The sequence below is a fragment of the Caulobacter sp. GW821-FHT11E10 genome, from assembly GCF_058808375.1.
In genome coordinates, this window is the sequence record NZ_JBXARP010000001.1 from 290,579 (window position 1) to 306,809 (window position 16,231).

General features: G+C 70.3%; 18 protein-coding genes. 12 read left to right on the plus strand and 6 right to left on the minus strand.

Going from position 1 to position 16,231, the window contains the following annotated elements; all coding sequences use genetic code 11:
* The first annotated feature begins 2 nt into the window (after nt 1-2).
* The 4 genes from AC1RRV_RS01355 (at nt 3) to AC1RRV_RS01370 (ending at nt 4,416) form a co-directional block, all read left to right on the plus strand.
* Nucleotides 3-1,064 carry an N-acetyltransferase DgcN family protein gene (locus AC1RRV_RS01355; RefSeq protein ID WP_492857781.1) on the plus strand — a complete coding sequence of 354 codons (1,062 nt, stop codon included), beginning with the start codon at nt 3-5 and terminating at the stop codon, nt 1,062-1,064.
* On the plus strand, nt 1,061-2,194 hold the full coding sequence (locus AC1RRV_RS01360) for a YkvI family membrane protein (RefSeq protein WP_492857782.1): 1,134 nt from the start codon (nt 1,061-1,063) through the stop codon (nt 2,192-2,194). Before AC1RRV_RS01355 ends, AC1RRV_RS01360 begins: the two co-directional genes overlap by 4 nt.
* Complete coding sequence (locus AC1RRV_RS01365; protein ID WP_492857783.1) at nt 2,191-3,765, plus strand: serine hydrolase; 1,575 nt, start codon at nt 2,191-2,193, stop codon at nt 3,763-3,765. Before AC1RRV_RS01360 ends, AC1RRV_RS01365 begins: the two co-directional genes overlap by 4 nt.
* 129 nt (nt 3,766-3,894) lie before the next feature.
* Nucleotides 3,895-4,416, plus strand: a complete 522-nt coding sequence (locus tag AC1RRV_RS01370; protein WP_492857784.1) for a hypothetical protein — start codon at nt 3,895-3,897, stop codon at nt 4,414-4,416.
* On the opposite strand, the gene AC1RRV_RS01375 is transcribed toward AC1RRV_RS01370, so the two are convergent.
* Together AC1RRV_RS01375 and AC1RRV_RS01380 are read right to left on the minus strand one after the other, a co-directional pair.
* The gene (locus tag AC1RRV_RS01375; RefSeq protein ID WP_492857785.1) at nt 4,417-4,899 is read right to left on the minus strand and encodes an SRPBCC family protein; all 483 of its coding nucleotides are present in this window, start codon (nt 4,897-4,899) and stop codon (nt 4,417-4,419) included.
* The gene (locus tag AC1RRV_RS01380; RefSeq protein WP_492857786.1) at nt 4,896-5,213 is read right to left on the minus strand and encodes an ArsR/SmtB family transcription factor; all 318 of its coding nucleotides are present in this window, start codon (nt 5,211-5,213) and stop codon (nt 4,896-4,898) included. Before AC1RRV_RS01380 ends, AC1RRV_RS01375 begins: the two co-directional genes overlap by 4 nt.
* Before the next feature lie 139 nt (nt 5,214-5,352).
* Between AC1RRV_RS01380 and AC1RRV_RS01385 the strand changes: the two genes are divergently transcribed.
* Genes AC1RRV_RS01385 through AC1RRV_RS01410 form a run of 6 tightly spaced genes read left to right on the plus strand, consistent with a single transcriptional unit; the run spans nt 5,353 to nt 11,366 of the window.
* Nucleotides 5,353-5,979 (plus strand): DUF4129 domain-containing protein, encoded by a 627-nt coding sequence (locus tag AC1RRV_RS01385; protein WP_492857787.1) that lies wholly within the window; start codon nt 5,353-5,355, stop codon nt 5,977-5,979.
* Complete coding sequence (locus tag AC1RRV_RS01390; RefSeq protein ID WP_492857788.1) at nt 5,976-7,196, plus strand: hypothetical protein; 1,221 nt, start codon at nt 5,976-5,978, stop codon at nt 7,194-7,196. Before AC1RRV_RS01385 ends, AC1RRV_RS01390 begins: the two co-directional genes overlap by 4 nt.
* Before the next feature lie 16 nt (nt 7,197-7,212).
* Complete coding sequence (locus tag AC1RRV_RS01395; protein WP_492858096.1) at nt 7,213-8,169, plus strand: AAA family ATPase; 957 nt, start codon at nt 7,213-7,215, stop codon at nt 8,167-8,169.
* Nucleotides 8,166-9,476: a DUF58 domain-containing protein gene (locus tag AC1RRV_RS01400; protein ID WP_492857789.1), complete on the plus strand. Its 1,311-nt coding sequence runs from the start codon at nt 8,166-8,168 to the stop codon at nt 9,474-9,476. The genes AC1RRV_RS01395 and AC1RRV_RS01400 overlap by 4 nt, the downstream gene beginning before the upstream one ends.
* Entirely contained in the window at nt 9,473-10,495 is a 1,023-nt protein-coding gene (locus tag AC1RRV_RS01405; protein WP_492857790.1) for a stage II sporulation protein M, read from the plus strand. The genes AC1RRV_RS01400 and AC1RRV_RS01405 overlap by 4 nt, the downstream gene beginning before the upstream one ends.
* Nucleotides 10,488-11,366: an RDD family protein gene (locus tag AC1RRV_RS01410; protein ID WP_492857791.1), complete on the plus strand. Its 879-nt coding sequence runs from the start codon at nt 10,488-10,490 to the stop codon at nt 11,364-11,366. Before AC1RRV_RS01405 ends, AC1RRV_RS01410 begins: the two co-directional genes overlap by 8 nt.
* 9 nt (nt 11,367-11,375) lie before the next feature.
* Here the strand turns inward: AC1RRV_RS01410 and AC1RRV_RS01415 are convergent, their stop codons facing one another.
* The 4 genes from AC1RRV_RS01415 to AC1RRV_RS01430 form a co-directional block, all read right to left on the minus strand.
* Nucleotides 11,376-12,164 carry a YciC family protein gene (locus tag AC1RRV_RS01415; protein ID WP_492857792.1) on the minus strand — a complete coding sequence of 263 codons (789 nt, stop codon included), beginning with the start codon at nt 12,162-12,164 and terminating at the stop codon, nt 11,376-11,378.
* A gap of 61 nt (nt 12,165-12,225) precedes the next feature.
* Nucleotides 12,226-12,618, minus strand: coding sequence for a DUF6491 family protein (locus AC1RRV_RS01420; protein ID WP_492857793.1), 393 nt, complete (start codon nt 12,616-12,618; stop codon nt 12,226-12,228).
* A gap of 84 nt (nt 12,619-12,702) precedes the next feature.
* Nucleotides 12,703-13,323 (minus strand): glutathione S-transferase family protein, encoded by a 621-nt coding sequence (locus AC1RRV_RS01425; RefSeq protein ID WP_492857794.1) that lies wholly within the window; start codon nt 13,321-13,323, stop codon nt 12,703-12,705.
* Nucleotides 13,324-13,334: 11 nt separating this feature from the next.
* Nucleotides 13,335-14,315: a pyridoxal-phosphate dependent enzyme gene (locus tag AC1RRV_RS01430; RefSeq protein WP_492857795.1), complete on the minus strand. Its 981-nt coding sequence runs from the start codon at nt 14,313-14,315 to the stop codon at nt 13,335-13,337.
* Between the two features lie 101 nt (nt 14,316-14,416).
* On the opposite strand from AC1RRV_RS01430, the gene AC1RRV_RS01435 reads away from it, so the two are divergent.
* Nucleotides 14,417-14,905 (plus strand): Lrp/AsnC family transcriptional regulator, encoded by a 489-nt coding sequence (locus AC1RRV_RS01435; protein WP_492857796.1) that lies wholly within the window; start codon nt 14,417-14,419, stop codon nt 14,903-14,905.
* A 192-nt stretch (nt 14,906-15,097) separates the two neighbouring features.
* Nucleotides 15,098-16,231, plus strand: coding sequence for a PAS domain-containing protein (locus AC1RRV_RS01440; protein ID WP_492857797.1), 1,134 nt, complete (start codon nt 15,098-15,100; stop codon nt 16,229-16,231).

The following is a 16,231-nucleotide window of genomic DNA, read 5'->3' on the forward strand; positions in this document are numbered from 1 at the left end:
GCATGAGCGCCATCGCCAGAGCAGCGCGAGACGACGCGCGGCGAGGAGAGGAGGCCGGCGGCCTGCCGTCGCCCTACCTCCTGTTCCTCGGCGACACGGTCGAGCCCGGCTACGCCAAGACGGCGTTCGGCCTGCGCGACTGGGTGGGGCACCGCTGCGTCGGTGAGTTCGTCCTGCCCGGCGCGGGGGTCACCACCGGCCTGCCGGCGCTGGCCCCCGCCCAGGCGGTGGCCGAGGGCGCTCGCGGCCTGGTGATCGGCGTGGCCAATGCCGGGGGCGTCATTCCCCGGACCTGGATCGCCGGCCTGGTCGAAGGGCTGGAGGCGGGGCTCGACATCATCTCGGGCATGCACGCCAAGCTGTCGGACATTCCCGAACTGAAGGCGGCCGCCGAGCGGACGGGACGGCGGTTGATCGACGTGCGCACCCCGCCGCCGGGCATTCCCGTCGGCACGGGTGTCCGGCGCTCCGGTCGGCGCATCCTGACCGTCGGCACCGACTGCGCCCTGGGCAAGAAGTACGCGGCCCTGGCCATCACGCGGGGGCTGAAGGGGCGGGGGCTGGATGTCGATTTCCGCGCCACCGGCCAGACGGGGATCATGATCGCCGGCGCCGGCATCCCGATCGACGCGGTGGTCTCCGACTTCGTGGCCGGCGCGGCCGAGATGCTGAGTCCCGCCGCCGATCCCAGCCATATCGACGTGATCGAGGGGCAGGGCTCGTTGATGCACCCAGCCTATGGCGCGGTGTCCGTCGGCCTGCTGCAAGGCAGCCAGCCGGACACCTTCGTCGTCTGCCACGAGCCGGGTCGGACCGAGATCCTGGGCCATGCCGGTCACGCCGTTCCGTCGATCGAAGCGGTGATCGAGGCGACCATCGCGCTGGGCCGAGTGACCAATCCGAACATCCGCTGCGCGGGGGTCAGCCTGAACACCGGCAAACTCAGCCCCGAGGCGGCCCAGGCCGAGATCGAGGCGGTCGCGGCGCGCCTTGGCCTGCCGACCGCCGATCCGCTGCGCGGCGGGACCGCGTTCGAGCAACTGCTGGACGCCTGCCTCGCATGAGCGGGCAGGCTCCGGCGACGGCGTCCGGCTGGTTCAGCCGTTGGCTGCTGCCGGGCCTGGCGTTCAAGGCCGCCGTCATCGGCGGCGGCTACGCCACCGGGCGCGAGATCGCCGAGTTCTTCATGCCCGCCGGTCCGTGGGGAGGTCTCGTAGGCCTGACCCTGGCCACCCTGATCTGGAGCGGCATGTGCGTCCTGACCTTCCTGTTCGCGCGAGCGACCGGGGCGCGGGACTATCGTAGCTTCTTCCAGGCGCTGCTGGGACGCGGCTGGATCGCCTTCGAGCTGGCCTACGCCTTCTTCGTGGTGATCGTGCTGGCCGTGTTCGGCGCGGCGGCCGGCGAGATCGGCCACGCGCTGTTCGGCGCGCCCAAGTGGGCGGGCATGCTGGCCCTGCTGGTCGGCGTCACCGGTTTCGCCGCCTTCGGCAACAAGGTGGTCGAGCAGCTGTTCGCCTGGGTCTCGATCCTGCTGTACGGCGTCTACGCCCTGTTCCTGGTGCTGGCGCTGACCACCTTCGGTCACGACGTCGCCACGGCCTTCTCCACGCCTTTCCTGGTCGGGACCGACGCCTTGGCGGGCGGGGCGACCTATGCCGGCTACAACATCATTGGAGCGGTGATCATCCTGCCGGTGACCCGCCACCTGCTCAGCGACCGCGACGCCGTGACCGCCGGCCTGATCGCCGGTCCGCTGGCCATGATCCCGGCCTTCATCTTCTTCGTCTGCATGTGCGCCTATGCGCCCGACGTCAGCGCCGCGGCCCTGCCGTCCGACGTGCTGCTGGCCAAGCTGAACCTGCCGATCTTCCGCCTGCTGTTCCAGGTGATGGTCTTCGCGGCCCTGCTGGAGAGCGGCACGGGCGCGGTCCACGCCATCAATGAGCGCGTCGCCGGAGCCTTCCAGGCGCGGCTGGGCCGCCCGTTCGGCGTCCGCGCCCGCGCCCTGTGCGCCCTGGCCTTGCTGGTCTTCTGCATGGTGCTGGCCGAGCGGGTCGGACTGGTCGGACTGATCGCCGGCGGCTACCGCCTGCTGGCCTACGCCCTGATCGCGCTCTACGTCGCCCCGCTGGCGACGATCGGTCTTCTTCGTCTCGTCCGGCGTCCCGCCTTCCAACCGGAGGTCCCATGATCAGCCTCGTTCTCGCCGCCGCCCTGCAGGCGGCCCCCATGGCCGCCGGGCCCGTCGTCCAGCCGCCCAAGGATTTCGACGCCCATGTCGAGACGCTGCGCCAGGCCGTCGGCGCGCCGGGCCTGTCGATCGCCATCGTCGACGAGGGGACCACGGTGCTCGCCAAGGGCTACGGCGTGCGCAAGCTGGGCGCGCCCGAGAAGGTCGACGGCGACACCCTGTTCATGACCGGCTCGACCGGCAAGGCCTTCACCACGGCGGCCCTGGCCACCCTGGTCGACGCCGGCAAGATCGGTTGGGACGACAAGGTCGCCGACCGCCTGCCGGGCTTCCAGATGTACGATCCGTGGGTGACCCGCGAGATCACCATCCGCGATCTGCTGGTCCACCGCAGCGGCCTGGGCCTGGGGCAGGGCGACCTGCTGTTCGTGCCGCGCAGCAACATCCCGCGCGCCGAGGCCGTCCGCCGCATCCGCTATCTGAAGCCCGCCACCAGCTTCCGCAGTGGTTATGCCTACGACAACATCCTCTACATGGTGGCCGGCCAGCTGATCGAGGCGGTCACCGGCCAGACCTGGGAGGACTATGTCCGCCAGCACGTCCTGGCCCCGGCCGGGATGGCGACCGCCACCACCGACGAGCGCCGCTTCGCCAACGTCAACCGCGCCTATCCTCACGCCCGCATGAACGGCGGCCTGCGCGGGGCGGGCGACCAGGAGATCCTCGACGAGCGCGACGAGCTGGCCCGCAGCGGCGCGCCGGCCGGCGGCATGGCCGTCAGCGCCAACGACATGGCCAAGTGGCTGAAGCTGCAGCTGGCGCACGGCGCCTTGCCCAGCGGCGGCCGGCTGTTCAGCGAGGCCTCGCACGCGGCCATGTGGCAGCCGACGGTGATCGAACCGCTCGACCGGGCCCCGCCCGGCATGGAGGTCACCAAGCCGACCTTCCAGGCCTATGCCCTGGGCTGGCAGATCCAGGACTATCGCGGGACCAAGATCGTCTGGCACGGCGGCGCGGTGCTGGGCTTCAAGACCGTGGTCGTGCTGATCCCGGACCGTAATGTCGGCTTCTCGATCGAGCTGAACAGCGAGGACGGCGAGCTGCCGCGCGGCCTGATGTACGAGCTGCTCGACCACTATCTGGACCTCAAGCCCGAGCCGTGGACCCAGCGCTACATCGCCTACAAGAAGCAGCTGGTCGCCGGCGCGCTGAAAAGCCTGGGCGCGGTCCAGGCCAAGCCGGCCGGCGTCGGACCCTCGTTGCCCACGACCAAGTACGCCGGGACCTACAACGACCCCTGGTACGGCGACATCGCGGTGACGCAAGGGTCGGACGGCCTGCGCATCGACTTCAAGTCGACCCCGCGCATGGCGGGCAAGCTGGAGCACTGGCAGTACGACACCTTCGTCACCCGCTTCGACGACAAGACCATCGAGCCGGCCTACGTCACCTTCGGCCTCAACGCCGACGGAGCGATCGAGCGGGTGACCATGAAGGCCGCCTCGCCGATCGCCGACTTCAGCTGGGACTATCACGACCTGCTGTTCACCCCGAAAAAGGGCGGCCAGTAGGAGGATTTCTCAATTCAGGAACAAATTCTCTAATCAGAGAATTTCGTTGCTATTCAGACGCTTCCACGGTCTACTCGCGGGGTCGCGGAGGGGCGGGCGGGCCCGCTCCCCAGACCAGGCGAGGCGCTCGTGAACCAGATTAGACCCGGATCGCCCCACGCCTCGCGTCAGGCCGTCGCGCCGCACGACGGCCTGACGGCGGACCTCGAGATCATGGCCAAGCTGGAAGGCAAGCCGCTGCCGACGGTGCACGAGCTGGCGCAGCTGTTCGACGTCTCCCAGACCACGGCCTTCCGGATCATCACCCGCTTCAAGCAGAGCGGCATGCTCAAGCTGGTTGACCGGGTGCGGCTGCCCGACAGCGTCTGCCACTGCATCGCCGATTTGCGCACGCGGCTGACCGACGGCGAAAACCTGATCCGCCTGGAAGCGCGCTTGCGAGATGACCCCTACGTCTCGACCGCGGCTGCCGTCTCCGGCCGGCACAGCTACCGGGTCACCGCCCTGCACGCCGGGGCGCCCGAGGCCAACGGCTGGTTCAGGTCCTTGCTGGAAGAGCCGGCGGTGATCGACGGCGTACTGATCTTCTGTCGCCCTATCATCGATCGCCACCACTACGCCCAGGCGTTGGTGGGAGGGCGGGGGCGCTGATCAGCCCTCCGCCTCGCCGACGAAATTGCCCAGGATGAGGCCCCAGCCGGCGTCCATGCCCATCATGATCTCGGCGGCGCTGGCGCCGAAGGCTTCCAGGCCGCGGTGCTCGAACTCGACCACCGTGCCGCCTTCGGGGCGGGGCAGGAAGCGGAGCTCGACCTCGGTGTCCAGGTCAGGGTCGTATTCGAACTGGGCGTTCAGGCGCCAGACCAGCACCAGGCGGCTCGGCGGCTCCCAGGCCCGCACCTCTCCCCAGGTATATTCAGCTCCGCTCTCGCCGATCTCGTACCAGCGCCCGCCGACCACGGGCTCGATCTGGACGTCGACCTGAGGGGTCTGGTGCAAGGCCAGCACGATCGAGTGCTCCTTGGGCCACCACTTGCCCATCGAACGCGTGAAGACCTCGAAGGCGCGTTCAGGGCCGGCGCGCAGCTCCAGGCGCTTGCGGATCGGCGCGGGGCGGATGAGGGCGGTGGTCATTCTTCGTCTTGCTCCATGTCGTCGGCGAGCGCGGCGAAGGCGCCGAGCGCTCGATCCCAGTGTTGGTCCAGCCAGGCGCGCAGGGGGCCCAGGCCCGCCGGATCGATCCGGTAGATCCGCCGGGTTCCGATCGCCTCGTCGGTCAGCAGCCCCGCCGATTTCAGCACCTTCAGATGCTGCGAGACGGCCGAGCGGGTGACGGGCAGCCGGGCCGCCAGCGAGCCCACGTCGGACGGTCCCTCCGACAGGCGGTCGAACACCGCTCGGCGGGTGGGATCGACGAGAGCCGCCAATGCGCCTTGAATATTAGTCATGACTAACGGTTAGTGTTTGCTAACGGATGAGTCAAGCCAAACCCCATTGCCACGTCGTAAGGTTGAGCCGATGATGCCGCGTCGTGGGTTGGGGCGCAGCGCTTCGGTCGCGGGGTGGGGCGACTTTGGGTTCCGGGGCGTGAGGGTTTCTGACAAGGCGTCCGGCGAGGCGGTCGAACAGGCGCACCGACGCCTGAGCGGCGACACGGGCTTCCAGTTCGAGGCCGTGACCTTCGCGCCGCCCAAGATTCCCGAATGGCTGGTCTGGCTGGGCCAGGGGCTGAAGGCGATCGCCCCCTACATGAAATACGTCTTCTGGGTCGGACTGGCGGTGCTGGTCCTGCTGATCCTCTACGCCATCGCCCGCGAGATCCTGGGACTGCGCAAGCCGGCGGCCCGGGCGGAAGGCCCGCGCCTGATCGCCGATCCGCCGTGGCGGCCCGACGCTGGCGAGGCGCGAGACCTGCTGGCCGCCGCCGACCGGCTGGCGGCCGAGGGGCAGTTCCTCGAAGCCGCGCACCTGCTGCTGCTGCGCAGCGTCCAGGACATCCACAAGCATCGGCCCAAGGCCGTGCGGGTCTCGCTGACGGCGCGCGAGATCGCCGGGCTGCCCGCCTTGCCCGAGGCCGCCCGACCGGCCTTCGTCAACATCGCCCGGGTGGTCGAGCGCGGCCTGTTCGGCGGCAGGCCGGTTGACCGCGACGACTTCGCCGCCTGCCGCGCCGCCTATGAAGCCTTCGCCTTGCCCGACGGGTGGCGCGGATGAGCCCCTGGAAGGCCCGGAGCGGCGGCTTCTCGCCGATGGCGATGATCGTCCTGGCCTTGGTCGGGATCGTCTGCGCCGCGGGCCTGATGGTGCTGTCGGCCTATGCGCCCGAGCTGAAGAAGGGCGATGACGGCGGCGGCCATGCCCTGTCGCGCTCCTCGGTCGGTTTCGCGGCCGCCGCTCGCCTGCTGCACCTGGCCGGCGAGCCGGTGCTGACGAGCCGCGGGATCCTGCCGCCGACCGCCGAGGACGGCCTGCTGGTCCTGACGCCGACCGCGACCATGTCGGCGATCGACCTTGACCAGTTCGACTATCCCGGGCCGCGCCTGATCGTGCTGCCCAAGTGGCGCACCGCGCCCTATCCGCGCCATCGCGGCTGGGTCATGACGGTCGAGGTCGAGCCCGAAGCGGCCAGTCTGAACGTTCTGCCCAAGGACCTGCGCAAGGGGCTGACCCTGAGCACGACCAAGGGCGAGCGGGAGGTGCGGCTGACGCGGCCCAGCGGCCAGGCCTTCGGCGCGCCGGTTCGCCATCGCTCGCCGCGCGCCCTGCGTGGCGCGGACTGGACGCCCGTACTGCTCGACCAGACGGGCCAGCCGGTGCTGGTCATGCACAAGGGCGGTGGGACCTATGTCCTGGCCGATCCGGATTTCCTGAACACCCGGGGACTGAAGACCGCGAACGGTGCGCGCACGGCCGTGGCCATGCTGGACCTGATCCGGGCCAAGGATACGCCGGTGGTCTTCGACCTGACCCTGCACGGCTTCAAGCGCACCCGCAGCCTGATCCGCCTGGCCGTGGAGCCGCCGCTGCTGGGCGCGACCCTGGTGCTGGTCGCCCTGGCCGCGCTGGCGGGGATGCAGGCGGTGGCGCGGTTCGGGCCTTCGCTGCGGGCGCGCCGCGCCGTGGCCCTGGGCAAGACGGCCCTGGCCGACAACACCGCCGGCCTGATCCGCCTGGCCGGCCGCGAGGCGCGCATGGCGCCGCTGTACGCCCGCCTGGTCCAGGCCTCGGCCGCGCGGGCGATCGGTGCGCCGCGCGGGCTGGAGGGCCAGGCCCTCGACGACTTCCTCGATCGCGTCAGCAAGACCGTTGGCGCGACCCATACCTATTCGGCGCTGGCCGAACGCGCGCGAGACGCCACCGCGTCCGACCTGACGCGCGTGGCCCGCGACCTTCATACTTGGAAACAGGAGCTCATCCGTGGACGCCAATAAGGCCGGTGACGCCAAGCTGGATGTGAGTGAAGTCGGGGCGCTGGCCGCCCGGATCCGGGCCGAGATCGGCAAGGCCGTGGTGGGCCAGGACCAGGCGGTGAACCTGCTGCTGGTGGCCCTGTTCGCCGGCGGCCACGTGCTGCTGGAGGGGCCGCCCGGCACCGCCAAGACGCTGCTGGCCCAGAGCTTCGCGCGTAGCGTTGCGTTGGATTACGGCCGCATCCAGTTCACCCCGGACCTGATGCCGGGCGACGTGATCGGGGCCAACCTGTTCAACTTCCAGACCTCGACCTTCTCGCTGACGCGCGGGCCGGTGTTCTGCGAGCTGCTGCTGGCCGACGAGATCAATCGCACCCCGCCCAAGACCCAGGCCGCCCTGCTCGAGGCCATGCAGGAGCGTCACGTCACCATCGACGGGGTCTCCCACGCGCTGAGCCCCCGCTTCACGGTGGTCGCCACCCAGAACCCGATCGAGCAGCAGGGGACCTATCCGCTGCCGGAAGCCCAGCTGGACCGCTTCCTGTTCAAGCACGTGCTGGACTATCCGACACCCGAGCAAGAGCGGGCGATCATCGTCGGCCACGGCTCGCGCAGCGGCCAGATGGACCCGGCGGCGTTCGGCGTGGAGCCCGTGTTGTCGCGGGCGGCGATCGACGCCGCGGTCGAGACGGTGGCTCAGGTGCGGCTGACCGACGAGGTGATCGGCTACATCGTCGACCTGGTGCGGGCCACGCGCGACTCCACCGACATCGAGACCGGCGCCTCGCCGCGCGCCGGGGCCATGCTGGCCGTGGCCGCCCGCGCGGCGGCGGCGCTGGACGGCCGCGACTATGTGGTGCCCGACGACGTGAAGGCTCTCGCCGCGCCCGCCCTGCGCCACCGCCTGGTGTTGTCGGCCGCCGCCGAGATCGAGGGGCGCAAGGTCGACCTGGTGCTGAACGGCCTGGTCGAGCGGGTGGCGGCCCCCCGGTGATCTATCCCACGCGCCGCGCGGTGATCGCCGCCGCCGTCGGTCTGCCGACGGCGCTGCTGGTCGGCGTGTTGACGCCGGCGGGGTGGCTGTCGGGCCCGGCCTGGATCGGCCTGATCCTGCTGGCCATGGCCGCCGACGCCTTGTCCGGCGGTTCGCGGCGCAAGCTGGCCCTGGATGCGCCGGAGCGGCCGTTCCTGTCAGTCGCGAGACCGGCGGAGGCGGCCTTCACCGCCCGCTTCGACAGCCGCGCGCCGGCCCGGGCCGAGGCCGCGCTGGAGGCCGATCCGCGCCTGGGCCTGGCCGCGCCCTTCGTCGAGGGCGCGGTCGAGGATCAGGTCGGGACCTTCCGGTTCTTCCTGACCCCCGAGCGGCGCGGCGAGGGGCGGCTGAGCCGGCTGTGGATCCGCTGGACCGGGCCGCTGGGCCTGGTCTGGAAACAGAAGCTGTTCGAGCTGGGCCTCGACGCGCCCGTGGGCACGGACCTGCGCGGCGTGCGCGACGAGGCCGTGAAGATGCTGGCCCGCGACGCCCTGATCGGCAGCAAGAGCCAGGTCGATCGTGGCGAGGGCTCGGAGTTCGAATCCCTGCGCGACTTCAGCCCGGGCATGGACCGGCGGGCCATCGACTGGAAGCAGTCCGCCCGCCACGTCCACCTGCTGGCCAAGGAGTTCCGAACCGAGCGCAACCACCACGTGGTGATGGCCATGGATTGCGGCCGGGCCATGTGCGAGCCGATCGGCGGGGCGCCGCGCGTCGACCGGGCGATCAATGCGGGCCTGCTGCTGGCCTATGCCTGCCTGAGGTCGGGAGACCGCGCCGGCTTCTTCGCCTTCGACTCCGTTCCGCGCCTGCTGACCGGCGTGGTCGGCGGGCCCGACGCCTTCCGCCAGCTGCAGCACGCGGCGGGCAAGATCGACTACTCGGCCGAGGAGACCAACTACACCCTGGCCCTGGCCACCCTGGCGGCGAAGCTGGGGCGGCGCTCCCTGGTCGTGGTGTTCACCGACTTCACCGACCCCACGGCGGCCGAGCTGATGATCGAGGCCTCGACCCGGCTGCTGGAGCGGCACCTGGTGCTGTTCGTCGTCATGCAGGACGAGGAGCTGGAAGGCATGGTCGCGACCGATCCGGCGGAGGCCGCCGATGTCTCGCGCGCCGTGGTCGCGGCGGGCCTGCTGCGCGAGCGCGACACGGTCATCGCCCGCCTGCGCCGCCTGGGCGCCCACATCGTCGAGGCCCCGGCCGCCGCCATCGGGCCGGCCGTGATCAACGCCTATGTCGACCTCAAGCGGAGGGATCTCCTGTGATCGAGGTCAAGATCGATCCGCGCCTGAAAAGCCAGCGCTTCCGCCAGGAGCGCGAGGCCGACTGGCGGCGGCTGGAGCGCCTGATCACCAAGGTCGAGAAGGGCTCGATCGCCAGCCTGTCGGACGAGGACCTGCTGGCCGCGCCGGTGCTGTACCGGTCGGCTCTCTCGGCCCTGTCGGTGGCGCGGGCGACCTCGCTGGACCGGGCGCTGATCGACTATCTGGAGACGCTCTGCGCGCGGTCGTACTTCTTCGTCTATGGCTCGCGCGAGACCCTGTGGGGGCAGCTGGCGGCCTTCTTCCGCGAGGGCTGGCCGAAGGCGGTGAAGGGGCTGTGGCGCGAAACCCTGGCCAGCTTCGTCCTGATGATGGCCGGCGCCCTGGTCGCCGCCTGGCTCGTGGGCCACGAGGCCGACTGGTACTATGCCTTCATGCCCAAGGGCATGTCGGGCGGCCGCGATCCGGCCGCCTCGACCGAGATGCTGCGCTCGACCCTGTTTAGCGGCGGCAAGGACGGGCTGTCGTTCTTCGCGACCTTCCTGTTCACCCACAACGCCCAGGTCTCGCTGCTGGCCTTCGCCCTCGGCTTCGCGCTCTGCCTGCCGAGCGCGGCCCTGGTGTTCTACAACGGCGCGACGCTGGGGGCCTTCGTCACCCTGTTCGCCAGTCGTGGGCTGGGCGTCGAGGCCGGCGGCTGGCTGCTGATCCACGGGGTGACCGAGCTGTTCGCCGTGGTGCTGTCCGGAGCGGCGGGCCTGCGCATTGGCTGGGCGGTGGCCTTCCCCGGCGAGCAGCGGCGGCTGGACGCCATCGCCGAGGCCGGTCGCCACGCGGCCACCGTCATGGGCGGGGTGGTGGTGATGCTGTTCCTGGCTGGCCTGCTGGAGGGGTTCGGCCGCCAGCTGATCACCGACACCGCCGCGCGCTATGCCGTGGCCGCCGCGACGGCGGTCATGTGGAGCGCCTATTTCTACGGGCCGCGCGGCCAGAAGACGAAGGGGGAGCGCCGCGATGGCTAAGGTCGCGTCCGAAGCCAAGATGACCCGCGCCTTCGTCACGCCCGAGGGCGTCGACCTGCGGCTGGAGCTGGGCGACGCCGGCCAGCGCGCGGGAGCCTTCCTGCTGGATGCGGCGATCATCGTCGGCACGCTTCTGGTCGTCTCGCTCGTGGCGCTGCTGCTGGCCCTGGGCGCGATCTCGGCCATGGGCCTGAAGGGCGCCGAGGTGATGGGGGTGATCTGGCTGCTGGGCTTCTTCCTGCTGCGCAATTTCTACTTCGTGGGCTTCGAGCTCTCGGCCGCCGCCGCGACGCCGGGCAAGCGGATCATGGGCTTGCGGGTGGCGGCGCGCGACGGCGGCCGGCTGCGGCCCGGCGCGATCTTCGCCCGCAACGCCATGCGCGAGCTGGAGGTCTTCCTGCCGATCAGCATCCTGTTCGCGCCGACCGGCGACGGCGGGGTCGAGAGCTGGATGTACCTGCTGGGTTTCGCCTGGGCGGCGATCTTCGTGCTGTTCCCGCTGTTCAACGCCGACCGCCTGCGGGCGGGCGACCTAGTCGGCGGCACTTGGGTGGTGCGCACGCCCAAGCGTAACCTGGTGCGCGACATGGCCGACGAGGGGGCCGAGCGCCTGGCCCGCTACGCCTTCACCGTGGAGCAGATGGACACCTATGGGGCCAAGGAGCTGCACGTGCTGGAAGACGTTCTGCGCCAGCGCGACCGCCGCACCCTGCGAGTCGTGGCCGAGCGGATCGCCGCCAAGATCGGCTGGGCGCGCGCGGCCGGCGAGGACGACTACGACTTCCTCAGCGCCTACTACGCGGCCCTGCGCAAGCGGCTGGAGGCGCGGCTGCTGATGGGCGTGCGACGTCGCGACAAGCACGACGTCTGAGCCGGTCCGTCAGTCGAAGACCGCGCCCAGCTGATCCGGCGCGACGCCTTCCTTGGTGACCCGCAGCTCGTAATAGAGCGATGAGACGCCAGCCGCGGCGATCACGCTTTGTACGCTGTTGATCACCGCGGTGATGAACGTGACCATCACGATGACGGGCGTAAAACCGGCCTGGGCGCCGATCGCGAAGTTGTTCGTCATGTTGAGGCCGGCGGATGCGCCGAGCAGCCGCGCCACGGTGCTGATGATCATGCTGAGAATGAAATAGACCACCAGCAGGCCGAAGATCGACCAGCGGTGGTTGCGCGTCAGGTCGCGGCTGCGCTGCAAGCTCTCGAAGACGCCACGCTCCTCGGCCACCAGGCTGGGCGCGGAGACGGCCCAAATCGTCATGAGAATAAGACCGGGCACGAGGAACAGGACGAAGCCAAGCGTCAGCGCCAGGGTGGTGATGATCGCCAACCCCAGCAGCGGCAGCAGGAAGCGCGCGCCCACGCCGAGGGCCGCGCTGACGCCGACCGCGCGACCGTTCAACCCGGCGATCACCGTATGCACGATCACGCCCTGAAGGATCAGAGAGCCGACCCCGGACAGCAGCGCACCGCCGAAGACGTACAGGGGCATGATCTCGGCGGGCTGGCTCCGCAGCGCCACCAGGGTCACGATGAAGCCCGGCGCGGTGACCAGGATCAGGGCCCAGAGGGCGAACGGACCGAGATTCTCACCGATGACCTTGAAGGTCCGTTGCACCACGCGGCCGAAATCGAACTGGCCGCCTACCGCTTCAAAGGTCGTCATGTGTTCGCTCACCCCAAGATTGAGGCGAGCCTAGAGGGCGAGCCGGTCGTTCGCAACGGGCCTAGGACTTCTTGTCCTTTTTCGGCGTGGCCAACTCTTCCGGGGTCAACTTGCGGATCTCGGTCACCGGATACCGGCGCATGCCGATGTCGCCCGGAACGATGATCTCGGCGCCCATGCTTCTGCCCGAGCACAGCCAGGACTGGCCGCGCGTGTCGATGCCGATCCGCAGGCTCCAGTCGATGGTGGGCGAAGGGGCGAACAGCGTCAGGCGCCAGACGTCCTTCGACGTGATCCTGACGTCCACGGTCCGGTCGTCCACGGCGGACCAGCCATTGATCGACGAGACGTGGAAACAGGCCGAGCGGTCGGGCTTGCCCTTGGTCTTTTCGGCCAGGGCGGGACCGGCGGCGAGGAGGGCCAGCAGTGCGGCCGAACCGATCAGAATGCGCATGATCTTCGTACTCCAGGTGGCGCCCGCCAGCCTCATCCTCGCGCCAAAGCGTGACCGGCTCAAGGCTGGTTTGTTTCGCTTGTTTCAAGCGTCGACGGTTTCGCCCTCCAGCGCGGTAGCCCGCATCGAGGGGCGCCGGCTGAAGACGTCGTACCAGTCGGCCAGGCTCGGGCAGGCGGGGCGGAAATCGTACACCTGGCGAAACGCCAGCCAGCTGAGCGCGGTGGCGATGGCGACCTCGGCCAGGCCTGGCGTCTCGCGCGGCTGGAAGCGGCTTTCCAGGAAGTCGCAACCGGCCACGACCTTGGCCAGGTGGCCTTCGGCGAGCGGCGGATAGCGCAACGCCTCGGGACGGCGAGCGGTCTCCCAGCGCACCAGGATGCCGGCCTCCGACAGGCCATCGGCCACCGCCTGCAGACGCAAGGCGGCGATCCGCTCGGCCGGGTCGACGGGGATCAGCGGCGGGCCGTCGCCCAGGTCGTCGAGATAGTGGCAGATCACGCCGGAGTCGAAGATCGCGTCCCCCGTGTCGGTGATCAGGACCGGGACCTTGCCGAGCGGGTTCAGGGCATGGACCACCTCATTGCGCAGGGTCGGGCTGGTCTCGTGGTGGATCACGGCGATCCGATCGGCGAGGCCGGCCTCGTGGGCGAAGACCAGGGCCTTGCGGGCGAACGGCGAGTGGGTCTGGTAGAGCAGTTGCATGGCGGGTTCCGTCAAAGGGCGGCTTCGGTGAGGAAGACCAGCGGGCGGGCGTCGGCCGGAAGGCCGGCGGCGAGCAGGGCGGCGAAACCGGCCGCGCCCGAGGGCGTGGTGGCCAGGCCCGCGAAGGCCAGGTGGTCGGCGGCGGTCTGGGCGGCGGCGTCGCTGACGACGGCGTAGCCGACCTCGCGGCGCGCCAGGATGGCGTGGGCCAGGATCGACGGCGCCTTGCAGTCGAGGCGGCCCATCACCGAGTCCGGTCCTTCGACTCGCATCGGACGGCCCGCCTGGGCGCTGGCGGCCAGACAGGGCGCGGCCTCGGGCTCGACGATGATCAGGACCGGCTGCTCGCGCCAGGTCTCGCGGACCATGTGGGCGATCGCCCCGGCCAGGCCGCCGACGCCGGCTTGCAGGAAGACATGGGTCGGCCAGCGGCCCGAGACCTCGAACACCGTCCGCAGTTCCTCGGCGATCAGGGTGTAGCCCTCCATGACCAGGGCGGGCGGCCCTAGGTGGTCGGAGGTGGCGGAGTCGGACAGCAGGATGGCGCCGGTGGCCGCCGCGTCGGCTTCGGCCTCGAGCAGGATGTCGTCATAGCGGCCGTCGCTGATCACGACCTCGGCGCCGGCGGCCGCCAGCCGGGCCACGAACGGGGCGGGGGTCGCGCGCGACAGGCGGATCCGCGCCTTGGCGCCGAACAGCCGCGCGCCGACGGCGACCGCATGGCCATGATTGCCGGCGCTGGCGCAGACGAAGGTCGGGGCGGCGTCGGGCGTGTCGCGGCGGATCTCCTCCAGCAGCACGGCGACGGCATGGATGCCGCCGACCGCCTTGAAGGACGACAGGCCCATGCGATCGCGCTCGTCCTTGATCAGCACGGCGGGACCCTTCGGCTGGGCCAGGGTGCGCAGCGGCGTGGCGGCGAAGCCGGGGAGGCCGCCCAAGGTGCGTAGAGGCCGAGCCAGGTCGGGTTGGAAGGCGAGGTCGATCGTCATGGCCGCAGACTAGCGAAAGTTCGCGCGCTAATTGGCTCGCCGATCGGCCGATCGACGACTAAGTTTCCCAGAATTGACCTTCTGTATGAGTGAAATCGATCATGGCCGCCGCGACGCTCGACAACGCCGATCGCATTCTGCTGGACCGGCTGCAGACCGACGCCTCGCTGGGTGTCGACGCCCTGGCCCACGCCTGCGGCCTGTCGGTCGCCTCGGTGCAGCGGCGACTGAAGCGGCTGCGCGCGACCGGCGTGATCGAGCGGGAGGTGGCCATACTGAGCCCGGCGGCGGTCGGCGCGCCGATGACCTTCATCATCATGGTCGAGCTGGAGCGTGAGCGCCGCGAGCAGCTGGCGGCCTTCCGCGCGGCGATCCGCGACGAGCCGCAGGTGCAGCAGGCCTACTATGTCACCGGCGAGAGCGACTTCGCCCTGGTGTGCGTGGCGCGCGACATGTCCGACTTCGAGGCCCTGACGCACCGGCTGTTCTTCGAGAACGGCAATGTCCGCCGTTTCCGCACGTCGGTGGTCATGGAGCGCACCAAGGTGGGGCTGACCGCGCCGGTCGGCGCCCAGCCGCTGGACGCCTAGGCGGGGTTCTGTCGGCTCCGCGACACGCATGCGGCAAAACGCCACAACGCCTTGCAAGCTTAAGGTTTGATACTGCCCAAGTAAGGCCGTGCTGGGGGGCATGATCGCGGGTTCTCGAACGAGACCGGCGGCAGTCTTGATGGCGGGCGAACTTGGCGGACCTTTGACGTGCCCCTGTCGCTCCAAAAGAACATGAACTTCAGGACGCGCATCGCGATTCTATGCGCGCTGTTCCTGGCGCCGCTCTTCCTGCTTTTGTTTTTCCAGGCCGACCGGGCGCGGCGGGATTTCGCGTTCCTGGATCGCGAGATCCAGGACGTGTCGGCCCTTCAGGCGATCTGGCCTCAGGTCCGAAGCCAGAGCGATGGCGACGAGCGCGCCGCCGTGGAGCGGGCGGCCTCGGTCACCCGGACGGTGATCCTCGACCCCTATTCCGAGACCTATCACCTGGCGAACACCCTGAGCTCGGACCTCCTGGTGCTGGCCCTGGGCGTCCGCGACGAGCCCGGCGATCGGACGCGCTTGGCGCACCGCGCCGCGCTCAGCCTTTCCCAGGCTTCGGCCAGTCTTCCGCGCGGCAAGTTGAGCGAGACCCTGAAGGCCCGCGCCGATCGGCTGGATCAGTTGGGCGCCGCCCCCGCCGCCGTGGTGGCGCGGGAGAGCCCGGTCCTGTGGGAGGACACGGCCCGCGATCTCGCCGGCCTGCTGGCCGAGCGGCGGGAAGCCATGGTGCGCAAGCTGATGCTGGGCGTGCTGCTCGTCGGCGGCGGCGTGGTCCTGGGCGTCTGGCTGGCGATCAGCATGGCCCGCGACCTCAGCCGGCGCATCACCCAGCTGGTCGCCCAGATCGACCGGCTGGCCGAGAACGACACCAGCGGCCCGACGCCCTACGTGGAAGACCACCACGACATGGGCCGCATAGCCCGCGGGGTCGACGCCCTGCGCCTGTCGCTGATCGACGCCCGCGCCGCCTGGAGCCAGGTCCTGGTCAACGAGATGCGAGCCTCGCTGCTGTCCGACCACACCCGCGCCCTAGTGCTGCGCACCGACCATGCCGGCGAGATCGTGTTCACGTCGCCGGCCTGCCCCGAACTCGACTTCGATCCGGACGAGATGGAAGGCGGACTGGTCTGGGACCTGTTCGAGCCCGGCGATCGCGAGGCGCTCAGCCACGCCACGCCCAAGGCGGCCGGCGAGGTCATCAGCCGTCGGCGGCGGCGCCTGGCCCGCCGCTTCGGCGTCGTCGAGCTGTGGGATGTCGAGGTCAGCCTGCCGGAGGAAGAGGCCGAGGGCTTCGTCTTCCTGCTGCGGCCGGCGGCCAACTAG

Coding starts and splice junctions, on each gene's coding strand:
- AC1RRV_RS01355 (WP_492857781.1), top strand. CDS start 3: ATGAGCGCCATCGCCAGAGCAGCGCGAGACGACGCGCGGCGAGGAGAG.
- AC1RRV_RS01360 (WP_492857782.1), top strand. CDS start 1,061: ATGAGCGGGCAGGCTCCGGCGACGGCGTCCGGCTGGTTCAGCCGTTGG.
- AC1RRV_RS01365 (WP_492857783.1), top strand. CDS start 2,191: ATGATCAGCCTCGTTCTCGCCGCCGCCCTGCAGGCGGCCCCCATGGCC.
- AC1RRV_RS01375 (WP_492857785.1), bottom strand. CDS start 4,899: ATGACCACCGCCCTCATCCGCCCCGCGCCGATCCGCAAGCGCCTGGAG.
- AC1RRV_RS01380 (WP_492857786.1), bottom strand. CDS start 5,213: ATGACTAATATTCAAGGCGCATTGGCGGCTCTCGTCGATCCCACCCGC.
- AC1RRV_RS01390 (WP_492857788.1), top strand. CDS start 5,976: ATGAGCCCCTGGAAGGCCCGGAGCGGCGGCTTCTCGCCGATGGCGATG.
- AC1RRV_RS01410 (WP_492857791.1), top strand. CDS start 10,488: ATGGCTAAGGTCGCGTCCGAAGCCAAGATGACCCGCGCCTTCGTCACG.
- AC1RRV_RS01415 (WP_492857792.1), bottom strand. CDS start 12,164: ATGACGACCTTTGAAGCGGTAGGCGGCCAGTTCGATTTCGGCCGCGTG.
- AC1RRV_RS01420 (WP_492857793.1), bottom strand. CDS start 12,618: ATGCGCATTCTGATCGGTTCGGCCGCACTGCTGGCCCTCCTCGCCGCC.
- AC1RRV_RS01425 (WP_492857794.1), bottom strand. CDS start 13,323: ATGCAACTGCTCTACCAGACCCACTCGCCGTTCGCCCGCAAGGCCCTG.
- AC1RRV_RS01430 (WP_492857795.1), bottom strand. CDS start 14,315: ATGACGATCGACCTCGCCTTCCAACCCGACCTGGCTCGGCCTCTACGC.
- AC1RRV_RS01435 (WP_492857796.1), top strand. CDS start 14,417: ATGGCCGCCGCGACGCTCGACAACGCCGATCGCATTCTGCTGGACCGG.
- AC1RRV_RS01440 (WP_492857797.1), top strand. CDS start 15,098: ATGAACTTCAGGACGCGCATCGCGATTCTATGCGCGCTGTTCCTGGCG.